The sequence below is a fragment of the Pseudoclavibacter sp. CFCC 13796 genome, assembly GCF_008831185.1.
In the GTDB taxonomy this organism is placed as follows: domain Bacteria; phylum Actinomycetota; class Actinomycetes; order Actinomycetales; family Microbacteriaceae; genus Pseudoclavibacter_A.
This window is the reverse complement of the sequence record NZ_WBKD01000001.1, coordinates 993,603-1,011,540: the sequence shown is the minus strand read 5'-3', so window position 1 is coordinate 1,011,540 and position 17,938 is coordinate 993,603. Positions and strand designations below refer to the sequence as shown.

The 17,938-nt window shown below is 66.9% G+C and carries 16 protein-coding genes; 2 read left to right on the top strand and 14 right to left on the bottom strand.

The window, feature by feature from the left end:
- Positions 1-40 precede the first annotated feature (40 nt).
- The 4 genes from F8O07_RS04470 to truB are packed head-to-tail and all read right to left on the bottom strand — an operon-like array spanning position 41 to position 3,080.
- Positions 41-1,090, bottom strand: coding sequence for a bifunctional riboflavin kinase/FAD synthetase (locus tag F8O07_RS04470; protein WP_158030925.1), 1,050 nt, complete (start codon positions 1,088-1,090; stop codon positions 41-43).
- Complete coding sequence (locus F8O07_RS04465; RefSeq protein ID WP_225733177.1) at positions 1,090-1,629, bottom strand: hypothetical protein; 540 nt, start codon at positions 1,627-1,629, stop codon at positions 1,090-1,092. Before F8O07_RS04465 ends, F8O07_RS04470 begins: the two co-directional genes overlap by 1 nt.
- Before the next feature lie 45 nt (positions 1,630-1,674).
- Positions 1,675-2,076 (bottom strand): hypothetical protein, encoded by a 402-nt coding sequence (locus F8O07_RS04460; RefSeq protein WP_158030924.1) that lies wholly within the window; start codon positions 2,074-2,076, stop codon positions 1,675-1,677.
- A complete protein-coding gene (truB, locus tag F8O07_RS04455) occupies positions 2,073-3,080 on the bottom strand; it encodes a tRNA pseudouridine(55) synthase TruB (RefSeq protein WP_158030923.1) in 1,008 nt (335 codons plus the stop codon). The genes F8O07_RS04460 and truB overlap by 4 nt, the downstream gene beginning before the upstream one ends.
- Before the next feature lie 70 nt (positions 3,081-3,150).
- On the opposite strand from truB, the gene F8O07_RS04450 reads away from it, so the two are divergent.
- Positions 3,151-4,269, top strand: coding sequence for a ketopantoate reductase family protein (locus F8O07_RS04450; RefSeq protein WP_158030922.1), 1,119 nt, complete (start codon positions 3,151-3,153; stop codon positions 4,267-4,269).
- An 11-nt stretch (positions 4,270-4,280) separates the two neighbouring features.
- Here F8O07_RS04450 and rbfA read toward each other — a convergent pair whose 3' ends face one another.
- The 9 genes from rbfA to F8O07_RS04405 all read right to left on the bottom strand — a co-directional run bounded on the left by rbfA (position 4,281) and on the right by F8O07_RS04405 (position 15,983).
- Positions 4,281-4,736 carry a 30S ribosome-binding factor RbfA gene (gene rbfA, locus F8O07_RS04445; RefSeq protein WP_158030921.1) on the bottom strand — a complete coding sequence of 152 codons (456 nt, stop codon included), beginning with the start codon at positions 4,734-4,736 and terminating at the stop codon, positions 4,281-4,283.
- 193 nt (positions 4,737-4,929) lie between these two features.
- Positions 4,930-7,731 (bottom strand): translation initiation factor IF-2, encoded by a 2,802-nt coding sequence (gene infB / locus F8O07_RS04440; RefSeq protein ID WP_158030920.1) that lies wholly within the window; start codon positions 7,729-7,731, stop codon positions 4,930-4,932.
- Positions 7,732-7,964: 233 nt separating this feature from the next.
- Entirely contained in the window at positions 7,965-8,927 is a 963-nt protein-coding gene (gene nusA / locus F8O07_RS04435) for a transcription termination factor NusA (protein ID WP_158030919.1), read from the bottom strand.
- Positions 8,928-9,016: 89 nt separating this feature from the next.
- A complete protein-coding gene (locus F8O07_RS04430) occupies positions 9,017-10,804 on the bottom strand; it encodes a proline--tRNA ligase (protein WP_192496634.1) in 1,788 nt (595 codons plus the stop codon).
- 81 nt (positions 10,805-10,885) lie between these two features.
- Positions 10,886-11,260, bottom strand: a complete 375-nt coding sequence (locus F8O07_RS04425) for a hypothetical protein (RefSeq protein ID WP_158030918.1) — start codon at positions 11,258-11,260, stop codon at positions 10,886-10,888.
- The gene (ispG, locus tag F8O07_RS04420) at positions 11,257-12,387 is read right to left on the bottom strand and encodes a flavodoxin-dependent (E)-4-hydroxy-3-methylbut-2-enyl-diphosphate synthase (protein ID WP_158031788.1); all 1,131 of its coding nucleotides are present in this window, start codon (positions 12,385-12,387) and stop codon (positions 11,257-11,259) included. Before ispG ends, F8O07_RS04425 begins: the two co-directional genes overlap by 4 nt.
- A 123-nt stretch (positions 12,388-12,510) precedes the next feature.
- Entirely contained in the window at positions 12,511-13,848 is a 1,338-nt protein-coding gene (locus F8O07_RS04415) for a M50 family metallopeptidase (RefSeq protein WP_158030917.1), read from the bottom strand.
- A 54-nt stretch (positions 13,849-13,902) separates the two neighbouring features.
- Complete coding sequence (dxr, locus tag F8O07_RS04410) at positions 13,903-15,075, bottom strand: 1-deoxy-D-xylulose-5-phosphate reductoisomerase (protein ID WP_158030916.1); 1,173 nt, start codon at positions 15,073-15,075, stop codon at positions 13,903-13,905.
- Positions 15,072-15,983 (bottom strand): PP2C family protein-serine/threonine phosphatase, encoded by a 912-nt coding sequence (locus F8O07_RS04405; RefSeq protein ID WP_158030915.1) that lies wholly within the window; start codon positions 15,981-15,983, stop codon positions 15,072-15,074. Before F8O07_RS04405 ends, dxr begins: the two co-directional genes overlap by 4 nt.
- 247 nt (positions 15,984-16,230) lie before the next feature.
- Here F8O07_RS04405 and F8O07_RS04400 point away from each other — a divergent pair, with 247 nt between their 5' ends.
- Complete coding sequence (locus F8O07_RS04400; protein WP_158030914.1) at positions 16,231-16,623, top strand: SIP domain-containing protein; 393 nt, start codon at positions 16,231-16,233, stop codon at positions 16,621-16,623.
- Positions 16,624-16,713: 90 nt separating this feature from the next.
- Here the strand turns inward: F8O07_RS04400 and F8O07_RS04395 are convergent, their stop codons facing one another.
- The gene (locus F8O07_RS04395) at positions 16,714-17,604 is read right to left on the bottom strand and encodes a YaaA family protein (protein WP_192496633.1); all 891 of its coding nucleotides are present in this window, start codon (positions 17,602-17,604) and stop codon (positions 16,714-16,716) included.
- Positions 17,605-17,938: the final 334 nt, after the last annotated feature.

Sequence of the window (17,938 nt, the reverse complement as noted above, 5' to 3'; positions counted from 1 at the left end):
GATTCCTCTCACTCGCTGCGCGGTGCCGCTGAGGGAATTCTCAGTGGCGCTCTGGTTCCGCGGCCGATATACGGCGAACACTCGACTGTAGCACAGCCCGCGTCTCGTCGCAGTCCCGATGCATCTGCTCGATCAGCGGTTCGAGGCCCGTGAACGCGACCATACCGCGCAGCCGAGCCACGAAGACCACGCGAGCCCAGCGTCCGTAGAGATCGAAGTCGCCCACGTGTTCGTCGTCACGGTCGATGACATGCGCCTCGACGGTTCGCGGCACGTCGTCGAAGGTCGGGTTCGTGCCCACCGAGACGGCCGCCGGGTAGCGATGCACCTCACCTGTGTCGGCGCCGTCCGGCCCGCCGGCCGAGACGTCCAGCCAGCCGGCGTACACGCCGTCAGCGGGAACGACCCCCTCGACGCCACGCTGCTCGTGGGTGGCTGGGTCCTCCCCCGACCCCAGGTTCGCCGTCGGGAACCCGAGCTCGCGACCGCGCTTCGCCCCGTGCACCACGAAGCCGCCGACGCTGGGCGACCGCCCGAGCACAGAGGCCGCCGTGTCGACGTCGCCCGCGCTCAGCGCCGCACGCACGCTCGACGACGAGAACTTCGGCTCGCCCGGCTGCGGTCGCAGCACGTCGGCGGCGATCACGTCGAATCCCAGTCGCACGCCTGCCTCGCGCAGCGTGTCGACATCGCCTGCGCCGAAGTGTCCGAATCGGAAGTCCTCGCCCACCAGCACCAGCCTGGCCTCGAGCCGCTCGACGATCACCTGCTGGATGAACTCCTCCGGCGTCAGCGACGCGAACGCACGGTCGAAGGTCATGATGGCGAGCGCGTCAACACCGGTCTCGGCGATCAGCTGTGTCTGTCGGCGTTCGTCAGCCAGAGGCTGCGGGCATTTGTCCGGTGCGATCACTGCGAGCGGATGCCGATCGAACGTCGCGACGATCGAGGCCAGGCCGCGCTGTCGGGCCAGTTCGGTCAGCTGCGCGATGATCGCCTGATGACCACGATGCAGACCGCTGAACTTGCCGATCGTGACGGCACTGGGGCCGAGATCCGACGCCTCTCGGTCGAGGTGCAGAACGCGCATCAGCCGTTGTGCTCTGTGTCGGTCTTCGCCGCAGTGTCGGCAGAGCCGGCGACGCTCTGCGTACCCGGGCGGTGTCTGGCCAGCCACCAGAGGCCCAGCAGCGGCAGCACCAGCGGGATGAAGCCGTAGCCCATGCCGAACCACGACCAGACCGTGCTCTCGATGCGTCCGTTCGGAGCATCAGGAGAGATGAACAGCTGCGGCGCCCAGGTCGTCAGCGCACCCACGACGAGCACGCCGACCAGCTCGAAGCCGATGGTGAGCAGCGCGATGCGGTGCCAGCCCGGCCTGTGATGGCGAGCCAGCGCGACGGTGGCCAGGATGTACACGAGAGCGGCGACTGCGCTCAGCGAGTACGCAAGCGGAGCGTGATTGAACTTCGTGAGAATCTGCACCAGTGACCGTGCGGTGGCCGCGAGCGCGAGAATCGCGTAGACCACGACCAGCAGTCGGCCGGCTCCGCTCAGCCGTGGCGATTCGTCGGCGTCGCTGCGTGCGTCTTCGCCGCTCAACGGGGTGTGTGGGGTGAAAGCAGTCATCGGTCACTCATTCTAGTCAGCGTTCGAGGTGTCGCAGCAGCCGCTTCAGCCGACGCCGAGCGCCGTGGGCGCCAGGCCGGTCGCACCCTGCAGAAACCAGATCTGGTCCATACGCCAGATCATCACCGCGATGGTGAGGGCCGCGATCGCGAGCACGACGTTCGACCACTTTGTGCGCTCGATGAGCCCCCAGAACACCGCGGCCGGCGGAATGATCAGCGCAGTCACCAAGTAGCCGACGAACTCGACTCCGCTGCCGGTCGGGCCGGGTCCTGTGTTCCACACCACGACCGTGACGACGATCTGTGCCACCAACAGCAGCTCGACCAGTGCGAGGCACCCGAGCGTCAGGTCGCTGGGAGCTCGCCCGACGAGCCCGAGTACGAGGCACAGAACGCCGACCCCGCAGCTCACGATGATCTGGGTCCACGTGAACCAGTCGGTCAATGGTCTCGGCTTTCTTTCTGGACGTCTTCGCGCTTCGCGCGCTCTGTGGCCTGCGGTACGACGAGCACCGCCCGCGCCCGACCCCCGCGATTCTCCAGGATGCCTCGCAGCCCGCCGACGTCGTCGAGGGCTGCGGTGAGCACCTTGGCGGTCGACGGATGCCGTGCCGCGCTGGCAGTGACCTGCTGCGGCGCCCCGGTCGGCTCGACACTCGGTGCCAGTCGTTTGCCGTGGCCGAGGTCGACGGCCTCCTGACTGGTCAGCAACCGGGTCGGGAAGACCGCGCTCGCCGCCTGGCCGAGCGTGAGCGTGGGCGGCGTCTCGACCTGCTCGATCGGCACCTCACGGCCGGGCAGAACCGCGGCATCCGCCACATCGAACGACCCCACGCGCACACGCCGCAACGCGGTCAGGTGCCCGCCCACGCCCAGCGCACGACCGAGGTCGCGGGCGAGCGCACGAATGTACGTGCCCGAGCTGCAGTGCACCCGCGCATCGACGTCGACGAATCCCCCTTCGCCGCTGCGCACGTCGGTCACGGCGAACTCGTGGATCATGACCGGCCGAGGTTCGAGTTCGACGCCCTCGCCCGCTCGCACCCGTGCATACGAGCGCACGCCGTTCACCTTGATCGCGCTGACCGAGGAGGGCACCTGGTCGATGGCGCCGCTCAGCTGCGTCGCAACGATCTCGCGAATGCCGCTCTCGGTCACCGTGCGCAGCATCGCGGCGTCGGCCTGCTCGGTAATGTCGCCCTCGGCGTCATCGGTGACGGTCGCCTGGCCGAGTCGAATGGTCGCCTCGTAGACTTTGTCGAGCCCGACCAGATAGGTGAGCAGCTTCGTGCCGCGGTCGACGCCCAGTATCAGCAGCCCGGTGGCCATCGGATCGAGTGTGCCCGCGTGCCCCACGCGTCGCGTGGCGAAGATGCGCCGGCCTCGGGCGACCACGTCGTGGCTGGTCCAGCCCTGCGGCTTGTCGACGAGAACGATGGCATCGGGCATGGTCTCCAGTCTGCCACAGGGTTTCACCCGGCTTTCGCATACAGCGGTCTCTGCGCCGTAGAATCGCCCCATGAACGACGAAGTCACCCCCGCACAGACGCACGCTCCCCATCGCTCCAGCGACGCCTCTCCTGGCTCGGCGTCCTCTCCCGGTTCGGCTTCACCGGCACGCATCGCGGTCATCGGCTGCGGATCGATCGGGGGTGCGATGGCTGCGGCTCTCGATCGGGCAGGCTTCCAGATCACCGTGACCGCTCGCGGTGCGCACCTGGCGGCGATTCAGCGCGACGGGCTGCGAATGACCGGAGCGTTCGGCGAACATGTGGCGCACGTGCAGGCGGTGCCGGTGCTCGATGCGACTCCCGATCTCGCCATCCTCACCACGAAGGCGCAGGATGCGGCAGCGGCGTTGGCCGACAACGCCGCGTGGCTGCGCGGTGTGACGCTGCTGGTGGTGCAGAACGGAGTCGAGGGCCCCACCACCGCCCACGAGGTGGTCGACGGGGCGAGCGTGCTGAGCGGCACCTCGTCGATCGGTGCCAATGTGCCTCGCCCGGGCGTCGTGGACGTCACCACGCCGGGCCCGACAGTGGTGTGCCCCGGCCCCGGCAGCGATCTGACCGAGGCTCGACGGGTCGTCGCGCTGCTGCAGTCGGCGCTGCCCGCACGTGCGGTCGAGAACACCGACGGCGTGCTCTGGACGAAGCTGGTCGTCAACCAGGTCAACGCACTGCCTGCGATCACGGGGCTGAGCATTCAGCAGACGATCGCCGACGACCGACTGCGCCGAGTGCTGGTCGCCTCGATGCGCGAGGCCGTGCGGATCGCGCACGACTCAGGCATTCGCTTCGGCGGCGCTCAGGGGCTCGACGACAGCATGCTGACCGTGCTGGCCGAGGCACCGGCGGTCACGGCCGAATTCGTTCCGCTGCTGCTGGCTCAGCGCATGGGCGACGTGCCGAACACCGGCTCGACGCTGCAGTCAGTCGTCAGCGGCCGCCCCACCGAGATCGATCACCTGCACGGGGCGGTGGTGCGCGCAGCCGAGCAGATCGGCCGGCGTGCGCCCGTCAACGCACTGTTGGTGCGGCTCGTGCACGAGGTCGAGAACGCCGCCCGGAGCGTTGACGGCAGGCCGGCGTTCCGCACGATCGACCAGGTCTGGGCCGAGGTCGAAGGCCTGCTCTGACCGAGGCTTGTTCAGGCCTGACCTGCCGATTCGTCCTCAGACTCTTCGCCCGGCTTGCGGTAGGGGTCGGCCTCGCCTGCGAAGCTCGACCCCTCTGAGGCCTTGCGTGCCGCATCGTCGCGCTCGTGCGCAGTCTGCAGCAGCGCTTCGATGTGTGCGGCGTTCTCGGGAATGGCGTCGAGGATGAACTCGATCGACGGGGTCAGTCGCAGCTTGATGTTGCGCCCGATCTCAGTGCGGATCATGCCGGTCGCGCTGCGCAGCGCGGCCTCGGTGTCAGCGCGCTCCTCGTCTGTGCCGAGCACCGTGTAGAAGATGCTCGCGTGCTGCAGATCGCCGGTCACCTTCACGTCGGTCACCGTCACGAAGCCGAGTCGAGGGTCTTTGACTCCGCGATCAAGCGTCTGAGCGACGACGACCTTGATGCGGTCGGCGACTCGTTCTGCGCGGCCAGCGGTCTGAGCCATGATGTTCTCCTCGGTTCGGTCTGTCGGGGCGATGGTGTCGGCCCCGTGTCGATGGTAGTTCACTCCCGGTCTCGCCGTGAACTGTGCGCAGAACGGTGGTCGCGGGGTGCGGCCGGTGACAGAGAAGCGCCCGCACCGCCGGATTCCGGTGGTGCGGGCGCTTCGGTCAGAGCCTCAGCCGCTCAGGCGGGGTTCAGTCTCGCGGCTTCTCGCGCATCTCGTAGGTCTCGATCTCGTCGCCGACCTGGATGTCGTTGAAGCTGCCGAGCCCGATGCCGCACTCGACGCCCTTGATCACCTCGGTGACGTCGTCTTTGAAACGACGCAGCGATTCGATCGTGAGGTTGTCGCCGTGCACGACGCCGTCGCGCAGCACGCGCGCCTTCGAATTGCGCGTGACCTTGCCGGTCTGCACGAGCGTACCGGCGATGTTGCCGAACTTCGACGAACGGAAGACCTCGCGGATCTCGGCCGTACCGGTGTGCACCTCTTCGAACTCCGGCTTGAGCAGGCCCTTGAGTGCCCCCTCGATGTCGTCGATCGCATCGTAGATGACCGAGTAGAACCGGATGTCGACGCCCTCTTTGTGCGCGGCCTCGCGAGCCTTGCCGTCAGGACGCACGTTGAAGCCGATGACGATCGCGTTGTCGACCGTGGCCAGGTTGACGTCGCTCTCGGTGATCGCGCCGACACCACGGTGGATGATGCGCAGCTGCACCGAGTCGTCGACCTCGATCTTGAGCAGCGACTCCTCCAACGCCTCGACGGCACCGGAGACATCGCCCTTGATGATGAGGTTGAGGGTCTCGACCTTGCCTTCTTCGAGAGCCTTGGTGAAGTCTTCCAGGCTGATGCGCTTGCGGCTCTTGGCGAGCAGGGCGTTGCGCTGGGCGGCTTCACGCTTCTCGGCGATCTGACGGGCCGTGCGGTCGTCTTCGGTCACCAGGATGTTGTCGCCGGCGCGGGGCACCGAGGTGAGCCCCAGCACCTGCACCGGACGCGATGGCCCGGCATCCTGCATGTTCTCGCCGTTCTCATCGAACATGGCGCGCACACGACCGTAGGCGGTGCCCGCAACGATGGCGTCTCCGACGTGCAGGGTGCCGTTCTGCACCAGCACGGTGGCGACCGCACCGCGACCCTTGTCGAGGTTCGCCTCGATCGCCACGCCGCGCGCTTCACGCTCGGGGTTCGCGACCAGATCGAGCCCGGCATCCGCCGTCAGCAGAATCGCGTCGAGCAGATCGTCGATGCCGATGTTGCTCTTGGCCGAGACGTCGACGAACATCGTGTCGCCGCCGTACTCTTCGGCGACCAGGCCGAACTCGGTCAGCTGCTGGCGGATCTTCGCCGGATTCGCATCGGGCTTGTCGATCTTGTTGACGGCGACCACGATCGGCACGTCAGCGGCCTGGGCGTGGTTCAGCGCCTCGACCGTCTGCGGCATCACGCCGTCGTCAGCGGCAACCACCAGCACGGCGATGTCTGTCACCTTGGCACCGCGGGCACGCATGGCGGTGAACGCCTCGTGACCAGGGGTGTCGATGAAGGTGATGGCACGTTCGTGACCCTCATGCTCGGTCTCGACCTGGTAGGCACCGATGTGCTGGGTGATGCCGCCGGCCTCGCCTGCGAGCACCTTGGTATGCCGGATCGCATCGAGCAGTCGCGTCTTACCGTGATCGACGTGCCCCATGACGGTCACCACCGGAGGACGCTCCACGAGATCTTCGGGATCGTCGGCGTCTTCGAGGTCGATGTCGAACTGCTCGAGCAGCTCTTTGTCTTCGTCTTCAGGGCTGACGATCTGGATCTTGAAGCCGAGCTCGGCTCCAAGCAGCTGGAACGTGTCTTCGTCGAGCGACTCGGTGGCCGTGGCCATCTCGCCCAAGTGGAAGAGCACGGTGACCAACGATGCCGGGTTCGCACCGATCTTGTCGGCGAAGTCGGTCAGCGAGGCACCGCGACGCAGACGAATGATCTGCTCGCCGTTGCCACGTGGCACCTTGACGCCGCCAAGCGTCGGGGCCTCCATCTGCTCGAACTCTTGCCGTTTCGTGCGCTTCGACTTGCGAGACTTGCCCGAGCGGCCTCCGCCGCGTCCGAACGCACCAGCTGTGCCGCCACGACCGCGACCGCCGGGGCCGGGACGACCGCCGCCACCGCCGCGATTCGCGAAGCCGGAACCGGGACCGCCACCCTGACCAGGGCGATGCGGCCCACCGCCGAAGCCGCCCTGACCGGGACGCGGCCGAGCGCCGCCGCCCTGGCCGACGCGGTGCGGACCGCTGCCGCTGCCAGCGCCGCGACGCGGACCGAAGCCCTGCCCCGGACGCGGAGCGTGCGGACGAGGACCGCCGCCGGCACCGGGACGCGGGGCGTGCGGACGAGGACCCGGACGGGGACCGCCGCTGTGCTTGGGCGAGAACGGGTTGTTCGCCGGTCGTGGTGCGCGCGGGCGCGGAATCGAACCGGGCGAAGGCCGCGGGATCGGCGAATGCGGCTTCTGCCCGTCGGAGTCAGACGCGCCTGCCTCTGCGGCCTGCGGGGCCGGACGAGCCGGTGCCGGAACGGCAGGGGTGCGCTTCTCGGCAGCGGGCTTCGGCGCCACCGGATGAGATGCCGGTGCAGACGGAGCCGGCTGAGCCGAGCGCCCGGGACGAGCGGCTCTGGGAGCCGGGCTGGGCGTCTTGGCCGGAGCAGGTGCCGTATCGGCCTCGTCTGCTGACTTCGCAGCGGCGGTGCGGGCGCCGGGTTTCGGCGTCGAACTCTTCGACGCCGTGCTGCGAGCAGCAGGCTTCTTGGCCGCGGCGGGCTTCTTGTCGTCTGCGGATTTCTGCTGCGGGAAGGCAGCCTTCAGTTTGCGCACGACTGGTGGTTCCAGGCTCGACGAGGGGCCCTTGACGAACTCTCCCATGTCGTTGAGCTTGGCCAGCAGCTCTTTGCTCGTGACGCCGAGTTGCTTCGCAATCTCGTGTACGCGTGGTTTTGCCACAATTCTCCTGTCTCAGGTCTGCACCCGAGAGCGGGAGCAGACAATTACCTCTGACGTCTCATTTCGAGCCGTTCATTATGCGTCCATAAGCCGAATCAGCCTGTTCTGTGTGGATTCCGACATGCACATCGGGCACATGTCCAGTACGTCATCCTAGCGTGTTCTGGCTCAGACGCACAGCACCGGCGTGCCGTCTCGTGAAGACGGACACGCCGGCGCCTCGCGAAACCGAATCAGTTGTCGGCTTGGATGTCGATCTTGGCTCCGGTGAGCTTGGCCGCGAGACGGGCGTTCTGCCCCTCTTTTCCGATGGCCAGGGAAAGCTGGCTCTCTGGCACGAAGGCCCGCACGGCCCGCTGATCGGCGTCGAGCACCTCGGTTCGGGTCACCTTGGCGGGCGAGAGCGCACTGGCCACGAATGCACCCAGGTCGTCGTTGGAGTCGACGATGTCGATCTTCTCGCCGTTCAGCTCTGCGGTCACCGCGCGCACACGCTGCCCCAGCTCGCCAATGCAGGCGCCTTTGGCGTTGATGCCGGGCTCGGTCGCACGAACCGCGATCTTGGTGCGGTGACCCGCCTCACGTGCGAGCGAGGTGATCTCAACGGCACCGGCGTGGATCTCGGGCACCTCAAGCTCGAAGAGCCCGCGAACCAACCCTGGATGGGTGCGGCTGACGGTGATGGTCGGCCCCTTGGCCGTGCGTGCGACCTGCGCGATGAACACGCGCAGGCGATCACCGTGGCGGTAGTGCTCGCCGGGCACCTGTTCCTCGGGAGGAAGCACGCCTTCGGCCGACCCCAAGTCGATCGGTATCAGACGAGGATTCTGTCCCTGCTGCACCACGCCGGCGGCGATGGTGCCCTCGCGGTCTTTGTACTCGCCGAGCAGACTGTCGTCGGCCAGCGCGCGCAGGCGCTGGTTGATCTCCTGCCGGGCGGCGAGCGCGGCGACGCGCCCGAAGTCGTGCGGGGTGACATCGGTCTCACCGATGTCGTTGCCGTCTTCATCGGTCTGCCGTTCGAGAACGGCGACCTGCCCGGTCTTGCGATTGATCTCGACTCGGGCCGCAGACGTGTGGCCGGTGTGCTTCTGGTATGCCGTGAGAATCGCCTGCTCGAGAATCTCCAGCAGTTCGTTCAGGGGAATACCCTGTTCGCTCTCGAGAAGACGAAGTGCACTCAGATCGATATTCATACCGCCTCCTCTATTCAGCTGAGATGTTCAGTGTCGAACACCCTATCTTAGCGGGTCGTCAGACCTGCCGCTCCATGTGCGCCGGCAGCTCAGTCGCGACCGAGACGACGACGCAGCTCAGCCACGGCATCCTCGAGCGCGATCGGCTGCTTCGTGCCGGCGCGACGGTCCCAGAGCTCGAGCTGACCGTCGGCGAGACCTTTGCCCACCACGAGCACGTGCGGCATGCCCAGCAGCTCGGCGTCTTTGAACTTCGCTCCGGGCGAGACCTTGGGCCGATCATCGAAGAGCACCTCGATGCCGACGCGCTCCAGCTCGTCGGCCAGATCGGAGCCGACGCGGTAGACATCGTCGCCCTTGCCGGTCGAGACGATGTGCACCTGGAACGGAGCGACCGCCTCTGGCCAGACCAGCCCTTTCTCGTCGCGATTCGCCTCGGCGAGAACGGCGAGCAGACGTGTGACCCCGATGCCGTACGACCCCATGGTCACAGTGACGAGCTTGCCGTTGCGATCGAGCACCTGCAGCCCGAGGGCCTCGGCATACTTACGACCGAGCTGGAAGACATGCCCGATCTCGACGCCGCGCGCAGCCCGCAGCGGGCCTGACCCGTCGGGAGCAGGGTCGCCGTCGCGCACGTTCGCCACATCTGCGATGCCGTCGGCGACGAAGTCGCGACCGGCCACGACGTGCAGCGCATGGCGGCGCTCGGCATTCGCGCCGGTGACCCACTCGGTGCCGGCTGAGACGCGAGGATCGACCAGATAGCGGATGCCGTCGACCGAACGCTCCCCCAGCGCGTAGGTGCCGGTCTCATCGGCCTGCGGACCGATGTAGCCGCGCACCAGGCCCGGATGGTGCTCGAAGTCGGCTTCGACAGCGGGTTCGACCTCTGCCGGAGCGAAGGCGATCTCGGCACGTTTCAGATCGACGTCGCGGTCACCGGGCAGGCCGACGACCACGAGCTCGCGCTTGCCGTCAGGGTGTGTGAGAGCGAGCACGACGTTCTTCAGAGTGTCGCCCGCCTGCCACTGCCCGTCGTGTTCGTCTGCATAGCGGTCGTTCAGCAGTGCGACCAGCGACTCGATCGTCGGGGCGTCAGGGGTGTCGACCGTCTGTGCCTCAGGCACGTGGCTGGCGTCGACCGGGTCTGCCGGATGCACGCTGACGGCCTCGACGTTGGCGGCGTAGCCGGCGTCGGTGTAGACGAAGGTGTCTTCGCCGATCGGCGACGGCGAGAGGAACTCCTCGCTCTTCGAACCGCCCATGGGCCCCGCGTCGGCCTTGACCGCGACGTATTCGACGCCCAGTCGGGTGAAAATGCGCTCGTAGGCGTCGCGCATGATCTGGTAGCTCTCATCGAGCCCCGCGTCGTCGACGTCAAACGAGTAGGCGTCTTTCATGACGAACTCTCGGCCGCGCAGCAGGCCAGCGCGAGGGCGCGCCTCATCGCGATACTTGGTCTGAATCTGGAAGAGGCTGACCGGCAGGTCTTTGTACGACGAGTAGAGATCTTTCACCAGCAGCGTGAAGACCTCTTCGTGCGTGGGGGCCAGCAGATAGTCGGCCTCTTTGCGGTCTTTGAGCGTGAAGATGTTGTCGCCGTATTCGTCCCAGCGTCCGGTGACCTGGTAGGGCTCACGCGGCAGCAGGCCAGGAAAGTGCACCTCCTGCGAGCCGGCGGCCTCCATCTCGGCGCGCACCACGGCCTCGACCTTGCGCAGCGCGCGCAGTCCCAGCGGCAGCCATGCGAAGATGCCCGGCGCCTCGCGTCGGATGTAGCCGGCGCGCACGAGCAGTTTGTGGCCGGCCACCTCGGCATCGTTGGGGTCTTCGCGCAGGGTGCGCAGGAACAGGTTCGACAGGCGTGTGGGCACTGGGCTGGGTCTTTCTCTGAACGGTCTGGGCTGTTCGCTGTGAGCAGCCAGCTCTCATCGTACCGCGTCGGCCCAGTCGTCTCACATGAAGCGGTCGGGCAGGTTCTCCGGGTCTTTCTCAGGAGGCGGCCCTTTGAAACGAATCGCTGCGGCGAGCAGGATCACGATGCAGAGACCGTCGAGAATCCACCACAGCCACATCTGCATCTGCCAGAGCGGCAGAAAGACCAGCGCCACGAAGCTCAGGGCGACGCCCCATGCCCGATGCTGTGTGCGATACATCAGCGAGGCCATGATGATCGACATGACCACCACGGCCATGCCGAAGATGCGGTGCAGCAGCACCGCCTGACCGTCGAGCTGCACGAAGACGAGCACGATGCCGATGGCCGCCGACACGATGCCCATCGGCCGAAAGCCTCGCATGCCGTCGGGAACATGACTCTGATCACTCATGCCGTCACCACTTCCACTCCGGATCCTTCACTGGGCGTCATGCCCTCGGCAAGACGATTCGCCTCGGCGATGAGCGTCTCGACGATGTCGGCCTCGGGCACCGTCTTGACGACCTCGCCCTTGACGAAGATCTGCCCTTTGCCGTTGCCGCTGGCCACTCCGAGATCGGCGTCGCGAGCTTCGCCCGGGCCGTTGACCACACAGCCCATGACGGCCACGCGCAGCGGCACCTTCATGCCTTCGAGGCCCTCGGTGACGCGTTCGGCCAGCGTGTAGACATCGACCTGGGCGCGGCCGCACGACGGGCACGAGACGATCTCGAGCTTGCGCTCTCTGAGGTTCAGCGACTCCAGAATCTTCAGGCCCACGCGCACCTCCTCGATCGGCGGAGCCGAGAGCGACACACGGATCGTATCGCCGATGCCCTGTGCCAGCAGCACGCCGAACGCGACCGACGACTTGATCGTGCCCTGGAACGCCGGCCCTGCCTCGGTCACACCGAGGTGGAGCGGCCAGTCGCCCTGTTCGGAGAGCATGCGATAGGTCTCGATCATCACGACGGGGTCGTGATGCTTGACCGAGATCGCGAAGTCGTGAAAGCCCACCTCTTCGAAAAGCGACGCCTCCCACACGGCAGACTCGACCATGGCCTCCGGAGTGGCCTTGCCGTACTTCTGCATCAGTCGTTTGTCGAGCGAGCCGGCGTTGACGCCGATGCGCAGCGCGACCCCGGCATCTGACGCCGCCTTGGCGATGTCGGCGATCTTGTCGTCGAATTTGCGGATGTTGCCGGGATTCACGCGCACCGCGGCGCAGCCCGCCTCGATCGCCTGAAAGACGTAGCGAGGCTGAAAGTGGATGTCGGCGACCACGGGGATGTTCGACTGCTGCGCGATGATCGGCAGCGCGTCGGCGTCGTCCTGACTGGGCACGGCGACGCGCACGATGTCGCAGCCCGCTGCGGTGAGCTCGGCGATCTGCTGAAGTGTGCCTCCGATGTCGGTGGTCTTGGTGGTGCACATCGACTGCACGCTGATCGGAGCGTCACCGCCGACGGCGACCTTTCCGACCTGGATCTGACGGGTCTTGCGTCGGGGCGCCAGCACGCGGGCCGGCCCCTTGGGCATCCCGAGATCGACAGCGGTCACGATGGCCTCCTTCATTCGGCGCGCGATGCGCCGATGCTCTGCAAGTCTAGAACGCCCGACCGATTCGATCTGCTGAGGTCGGGCTGATGGGTGTCAGCCTCGTCAGCCAAGCACCTGGATGGGTTTCACGAGGTCGGCGTAGATCAGCAGCACACCCATCAGGGTGAGCGCGCCGAAGACGACCAGGGTGAGCGGCATCAGGCGGGCGGTGTCGAACGGCCCTGGGTCTCGACGCCCGAACAGTCGCGCGAGGCGGCGACGCAGCCCCTCGTAGAGCGCCCCGACGATGTGCCCGCCGTCGAGCGGCATCAGCGGAATCATGTTGAACGCGAAGAGCGCCACGTTGAGCGATGCGGCCAGACCGACCAGGCTGGCCACCTTGTCGGTCACGCCGATCTGGTCGCTCGAGGTGAGCTCACCGGCGACCCGGCCGACGCCGACGATGCTCATCGGCCCGTCGGGGTCGCGGGCTTCGCTGCCGAAGGCGGCCTGGGCGGCTCCGACCAGCTTCTGCGGCATCGAGATGATGCCCTCCCACGCCAGCTGCAGGTTGTCCCGCATTGCTGGGACGGCTGCGGTCACCGGCTGACGCACGCGTTCTGACGTGGGTGTGATGCCGATGAAGCCGACCGTCTCAGTCTTTTTCTGCCCGTCGGCGTCGCGTTCGACTCGTCCGAACTTGTCGTAGACGAATCGCTCAACCGGCTGCGGCGTCAGGCTCACCGTCTGCACCTGCCCGTCGCGAAGCAGGGTCACGCTGACCGTCTGTCCGGCGAGCGGCTGCACGATCGACTGCACGTCGCTCCACCGTTCGACGTCGTCGCCGTTGATGACGAGCAGCTGGTCTCCCGGCTTCAGACCGGCTTCGGCACCGGGTGCCGCCGGGTCGTCGGGTCGGCAGTCGCTGCGCTGCTCGGTCGTCGGCAGCACGCACTGGCTGACGCTCGACAGCGACGTCGTCGACTGCACCGTGCCGAAGGCGCTGACCAGCACGGCGTAACAGACCAGAGCGATGATCAGGTTCATCAGCGGCCCGCCGAACATGATCAGCAGTCGCTTCCAGACCGCCTGTCGGTAGAACGCCCGATGCTCTTCGCCGGGCGGGATGGTCTCTGCGCTGGCACGCCGTGCTCCGCGCACCATCTCGGCCAGTCGCCCCCGGGAGACCCGCACCGGCTCGCCGTCCGGCCGCGCGTCTGGGGCCGGCGGGTACATGCCGATCATCGAGATGTAGCCGCCGAGGGGAATCGCTTTGAAGCCGTACTCGGTCTCGCCGCGCCGCCACGAGAAGAGCGTCGGCCCGAAGCCGATCATGTACTGGTTGACGCGAATGCCGAAACGCTTGGCCCAGAAGAGGTGCCCCAGCTCATGCAGGGCGATCGACGCTGCCACGACGAAGGCGATCGCGACGATGCCGATGATGTACCAGAGAACCTGCATGATGACCGAGCCTAGACCTGATTGCTGTGAGCGAGCTGACGATTCGAGACGTGCTCAGACCTCGCCGAAGGTGGGTGCACCGACGCCGGCGGCGACGGCATGCGCTGCCCGTCGTGCCCACCGATCCGCGGCGAGCACGGCCTCGACCGTGAGCTCGGCATCCGGCTGACGCCACTGTTCGAGCACCCGGGAGATGCCGTCGACGATCGTGGCGAAGCCGATGCGACCGGCGAGGAACTCGGCCACCATGACCTCGTTGGCGGCGTTGAAGACCGCCGGCCAGGTGCCGGCGCGCTCCCCCACCTGCTTCGCGACGCGTACCGCCGGAAACGCGTCGTGATCGATCGGCTCGAACGACCACTGCTGCACCTGCGACCAGTCGACGGCGGGCACTGCGTCGGCAAGCCGGTGCGGCCAGTCGAGCGCCATGCTGATCGGCAGTCGCATGTCTGGCGGCGAGAGCTGTGCGACCGTCGCACCGTCGACGAACTGCACCATCGAGTGCACGATCGACTGTGGATGCACCACGGCGTCGATGCGTTCGTACGGCATGTCGAAGAGGTAGTGGGCCTCGATGATCTCGAGGCCTTTGTTCACCATCGTCGCCGAGTTGACGGTCACCAGCGATCCCATGTTCCAGGTGGGGTGCCGCAGTGCCTGCTGCGGCGTCACGTCTTCGAGTTCGGCTCTGCTGCGCCCCCGGAACGGGCCGCCGGATGCGGTGAGCACGAGTCGCGAGACCTCGCGACGGCTGCCGGCGCGCAGGCACTGGGCGATCGCGGAGTGTTCGGAGTCGACGGGCACGATCTGCCCGGGTGCGGCCGCCGCCGCGACCAGGTCGCCGCCGATGACCAGGCTCTCCTTGTTGGCCAACGCCAGCGTCGCGCCGCAGCGCAGCACGGCCAGTGTCGCCGCCAGACCCGCTGCGCCGTCGATGGCGTTCAGCACCACGTCGGCCGTCACCTCGCGCACCAGCCGCACGGCGGCATCCGCACCATGGCGAATCGTGACCGACGGGTCGACGCGACCGGCTTCGCGCTCGTCGACGCTCGGTTCGGCGACGGCGAGATCACGACAGCCGTGACGCCGGGCCAGGTCGCGAAGAGCTGTGGTGTCATGGCCTGCGGCAAGGCCGACGACCTCGAACCGATCAGTAGCAGCGATCAGCTCCGACGCCTGTCTGCCGATCGACCCGGTCGCGCCCAGAATGATGACTCTGCGGCTCATTCGGCGCCGTCGCCTCGCCTCTCGACGCTCTCGGCCAGTGAGACTTCCTCCGTTGCCTGTGGCGTCTCAGGCTGTGCCTGAGGCTCGGCACCCGATGTCGGCTCTGTCGTCTGATCCTCGTCCGATGCCGCAGACGGCGCGGTGACAGTGGAGTCGACGACGATCACCGAGACGTTGTCGCGCCCGCCGTTCTCGAGGGCCTGCTCGACGAGCCGCTCTGCGGCGACGAACGCTTCGTCGTTGTCACGCAGAATCTCTTCGATGCGTTCGTTCGAGACCTCTTTCGTGAGGCCGTCGGAGCACACCAACAGCCGCACCTGAGGCACGAGGTTGAGATGCCAGAAGTCGGGCCGCGGATCCATGCCGAAGCCGATGGCGCGCGTGATCGAGTTGCGCGCCGGGTGGCGTTCGGCGTCTTTCTCGCTGATCTGCCCGCTGTCGACCAGCCCCTGCACGACCGAATGGTCATGCGTGACCTGACGCAGCTGCCCTTCGTAGAAGCCGTAGGTGCGCGAGTCGCCGATGTTGAAGACGAGCCAGCCGGGCTCGTCTTTGACCACGTCGAACGCCACACCGGTGACCGTCGAACCTGACTGCCCACCCGATGCGGCCGAGATCTGCTCGACGTCTTCGCTGGCGCGTCGCAGCGCCGCATAGATGTCTTGTGGCTGAGGATCACGCTCGAGCTGCGAAAGCTCTTCGACGATGGCTGCCGATGCCCGGTCGCCGGCTTCGTGCCCGCCCATGCCGTCGGCGACGGCGAGCACCGCTTCGGTCGCGACCACACTGTCTTCGTTCCGCTGACGCAGCAGGCCCGTGTCGGTCAGCGCCCCCCAGCGGGCACGCAGCCGGCTGCCGTCTGACAGTCTCGTCTCGAAGCTGCCTTGTGCAGCGCCAATCAGGGTCATCGATTGCCTTTCCCAGTGGGATTAGAGATGTCTCAGGCGCGGCGGCCAAGCCTCCGGCGAAGACAGACACCTGTCTCAGTCTACGGGTGATCGCCCAGATCAGCCTGTCGACGGGCGCAGTCGCACGCGAACCGACGCTGATATTCAGCAGATGATCACCCCTGATCATGCATGGATCCCGCTCAACACGCTCTCTTCACAGCGAGTCTTCCCTTTTGAGGGTCACCTAACCTAGACTGTGGTCGTTATGAGTATCGAGTATTCAGCGTCAGCGTGGCATCCTTCGCAGTCACGGCGCTTCATGATCGCCGGAGACGACAGCGACCTCGCTGTGATCCAGCTCATGCTGTCAGCTCTGCCCCAGCGTGCCCATGGCCAGGTCTTCATCGAATACTCGCCCGAACACTCCGAGCCCGTCGTTCTGCACGGGCCGACACGCGTGAGCGTGCACTGGATTCCCACTCGCGACGACGCGCATGGCGAAGCCCTCGCGCAGGCCATCGATCTGTGGCGCAGCGAGTTCCTGACCGCGCCCGACTTCGACGACCCGAGCGAGTTCAAGGTCTGGATCGGCTGCGCCAGCTGCCCGATCGTCGCCGAGCTGAATCGCCAGATCGAATCGCAGATCCAGCCGCTCTGAGCGCACGTTCGGCCTGGCGGCGCATACAGTTTCGCGATCTTTCGGTGAGAGGCGCTCCACAGGTCGTCCTCAGACGATGCTGGGCCGGTCTCACTCTTCCCTGATCTCCAGCAGCCAGTCTGCGCCCTCACCGCCACAGATGAGTCGCGCCCCGATACGATCGGCCGCCGAGACCAGCAGTGACTGATCGCTCTCGGCTCCCATCGCCTCCGCCGCACGCTCTTCGGCGCACTCGGCCAGAGCCCGGGTGAACGCGCCCTTCGACTTCTTGTTGAAGTGATTCAGCGGCCGATGCCGCCCGTCTTCGTCGCGCACCACGACCTCGACGACGTGGGCGCGCGGATGCTTCGGCAGAGGTGCGAGCGCCGCGTAGGCCTTGGAGCGCAGGTCGATTACAGTCGCACCGTCTGCGAGCAGGCGGTGCAGCACGGCCGCGCACGGCTCGTGCCAGACGGCGCTCAAGTCGTAGACCGACTTTCGAGTGCCGGCGGAAAGCCGGTAGGCCGGGATCTCGTCACCGAGCGAGATCAGCCCGAAAAGCGCGGACTGCACCAAGACGTGGTCACTGAGCCAAGCGCGCATCTGTGGGGTCAGCGTCTGCTCACCGATCGCGTCATAGAGCACGCCGGTGTAGCGCTGCAGGGCAGGTTTCGTGGCTGCCTCGGCAAGGTCGCGATCGTCTTCGAGTGAGCGGGCCTGGCGCGCAGTCAGGCGCAGCGCCTGCGCCGCCGCATCGGGATCTCGGCAGAGCTGAGTCAGCCAGCCGATCGTCTGTCTGCGTGCAGCCGTGAGTTCTGACGCGAACGAGAGTCGTGCCGTGTCGAGCGCGAGCCCGCTGCCGCCCGTGGACTTGGTCTCGCTCGGCGGCAGCAGCAGCATGATGCCGGCTCTGCGCCTCTGAGAGGCAGCAGTGTGGGCTTCGGGAAGCTCTGCGTCGGCCTGGCCGACAGACGGAATGCTGGGTGCTGCGTCTTGCCTCATCGACATGCCTCGTGGTCTCCTCGTCGGTGCAAATTTCTGGGTGAGCAACACGGTTCGCTCCAGATGACTACGGTTCGCTCGGATTCGCTTGATTTCGAGCGAACCGTGGCAGTCCCGAGCGAGCCGTGCCGGCCCGAGCGAACCGTGCCGTCCCGAATGAGCCGTGCCGGCCCAGCGAACCGTGCGGCAGGTGCACTCGGCGGCTGGGCGCGGATCAGCTATGGCCACGGTGCAGTCCGTGGCCGCAGCCCGGCACCTGCAACACAGCAGCAAGAAGGGCGCCCACCCAGAGGTGGACGCCCTTCAGACACATCAGAGCAGAGCACTCGGCTCC

What these genes read in the sequence shown, in the direction of transcription:
- F8O07_RS04405 (WP_158030915.1), bottom strand. Translation starts at nt 15,983, where the DNA reads ATGACCCTGATTGGCGCTGCACAAGGCAGCTTCGAGACGAGACTGTCA.
- truB (WP_158030923.1), bottom strand. Translation starts at nt 3,080, where the DNA reads ATGCCCGATGCCATCGTTCTCGTCGACAAGCCGCAGGGCTGGACCAGC.
- F8O07_RS04425 (WP_158030918.1), bottom strand. Translation starts at nt 11,260, where the DNA reads ATGAGTGATCAGAGTCATGTTCCCGACGGCATGCGAGGCTTTCGGCCG.
- ispG (WP_158031788.1), bottom strand. Translation starts at nt 12,387, where the DNA reads ATGCCCAAGGGGCCGGCCCGCGTGCTGGCGCCCCGACGCAAGACCCGT.
- F8O07_RS04465 (WP_225733177.1), bottom strand. Translation starts at nt 1,629, where the DNA reads ATGACTGCTTTCACCCCACACACCCCGTTGAGCGGCGAAGACGCACGC.
- F8O07_RS04450 (WP_158030922.1), top strand. Translation starts at nt 3,151, where the DNA reads ATGAACGACGAAGTCACCCCCGCACAGACGCACGCTCCCCATCGCTCC.
- F8O07_RS04415 (WP_158030917.1), bottom strand. Translation starts at nt 13,848, where the DNA reads ATGCAGGTTCTCTGGTACATCATCGGCATCGTCGCGATCGCCTTCGTC.
- nusA (WP_158030919.1), bottom strand. Translation starts at nt 8,927, where the DNA reads ATGAATATCGATCTGAGTGCACTTCGTCTTCTCGAGAGCGAACAGGGT.
- F8O07_RS04400 (WP_158030914.1), top strand. Translation starts at nt 16,231, where the DNA reads ATGAGTATCGAGTATTCAGCGTCAGCGTGGCATCCTTCGCAGTCACGG.
- dxr (WP_158030916.1), bottom strand. Translation starts at nt 15,075, where the DNA reads ATGAGCCGCAGAGTCATCATTCTGGGCGCGACCGGGTCGATCGGCAGA.
- F8O07_RS04395 (WP_192496633.1), bottom strand. Translation starts at nt 17,604, where the DNA reads ATGAGGCAAGACGCAGCACCCAGCATTCCGTCTGTCGGCCAGGCCGAC.
- rbfA (WP_158030921.1), bottom strand. Translation starts at nt 4,736, where the DNA reads ATGGCTCAGACCGCTGGCCGCGCAGAACGAGTCGCCGACCGCATCAAG.
- F8O07_RS04470 (WP_158030925.1), bottom strand. Translation starts at nt 1,090, where the DNA reads ATGCGCGTTCTGCACCTCGACCGAGAGGCGTCGGATCTCGGCCCCAGT.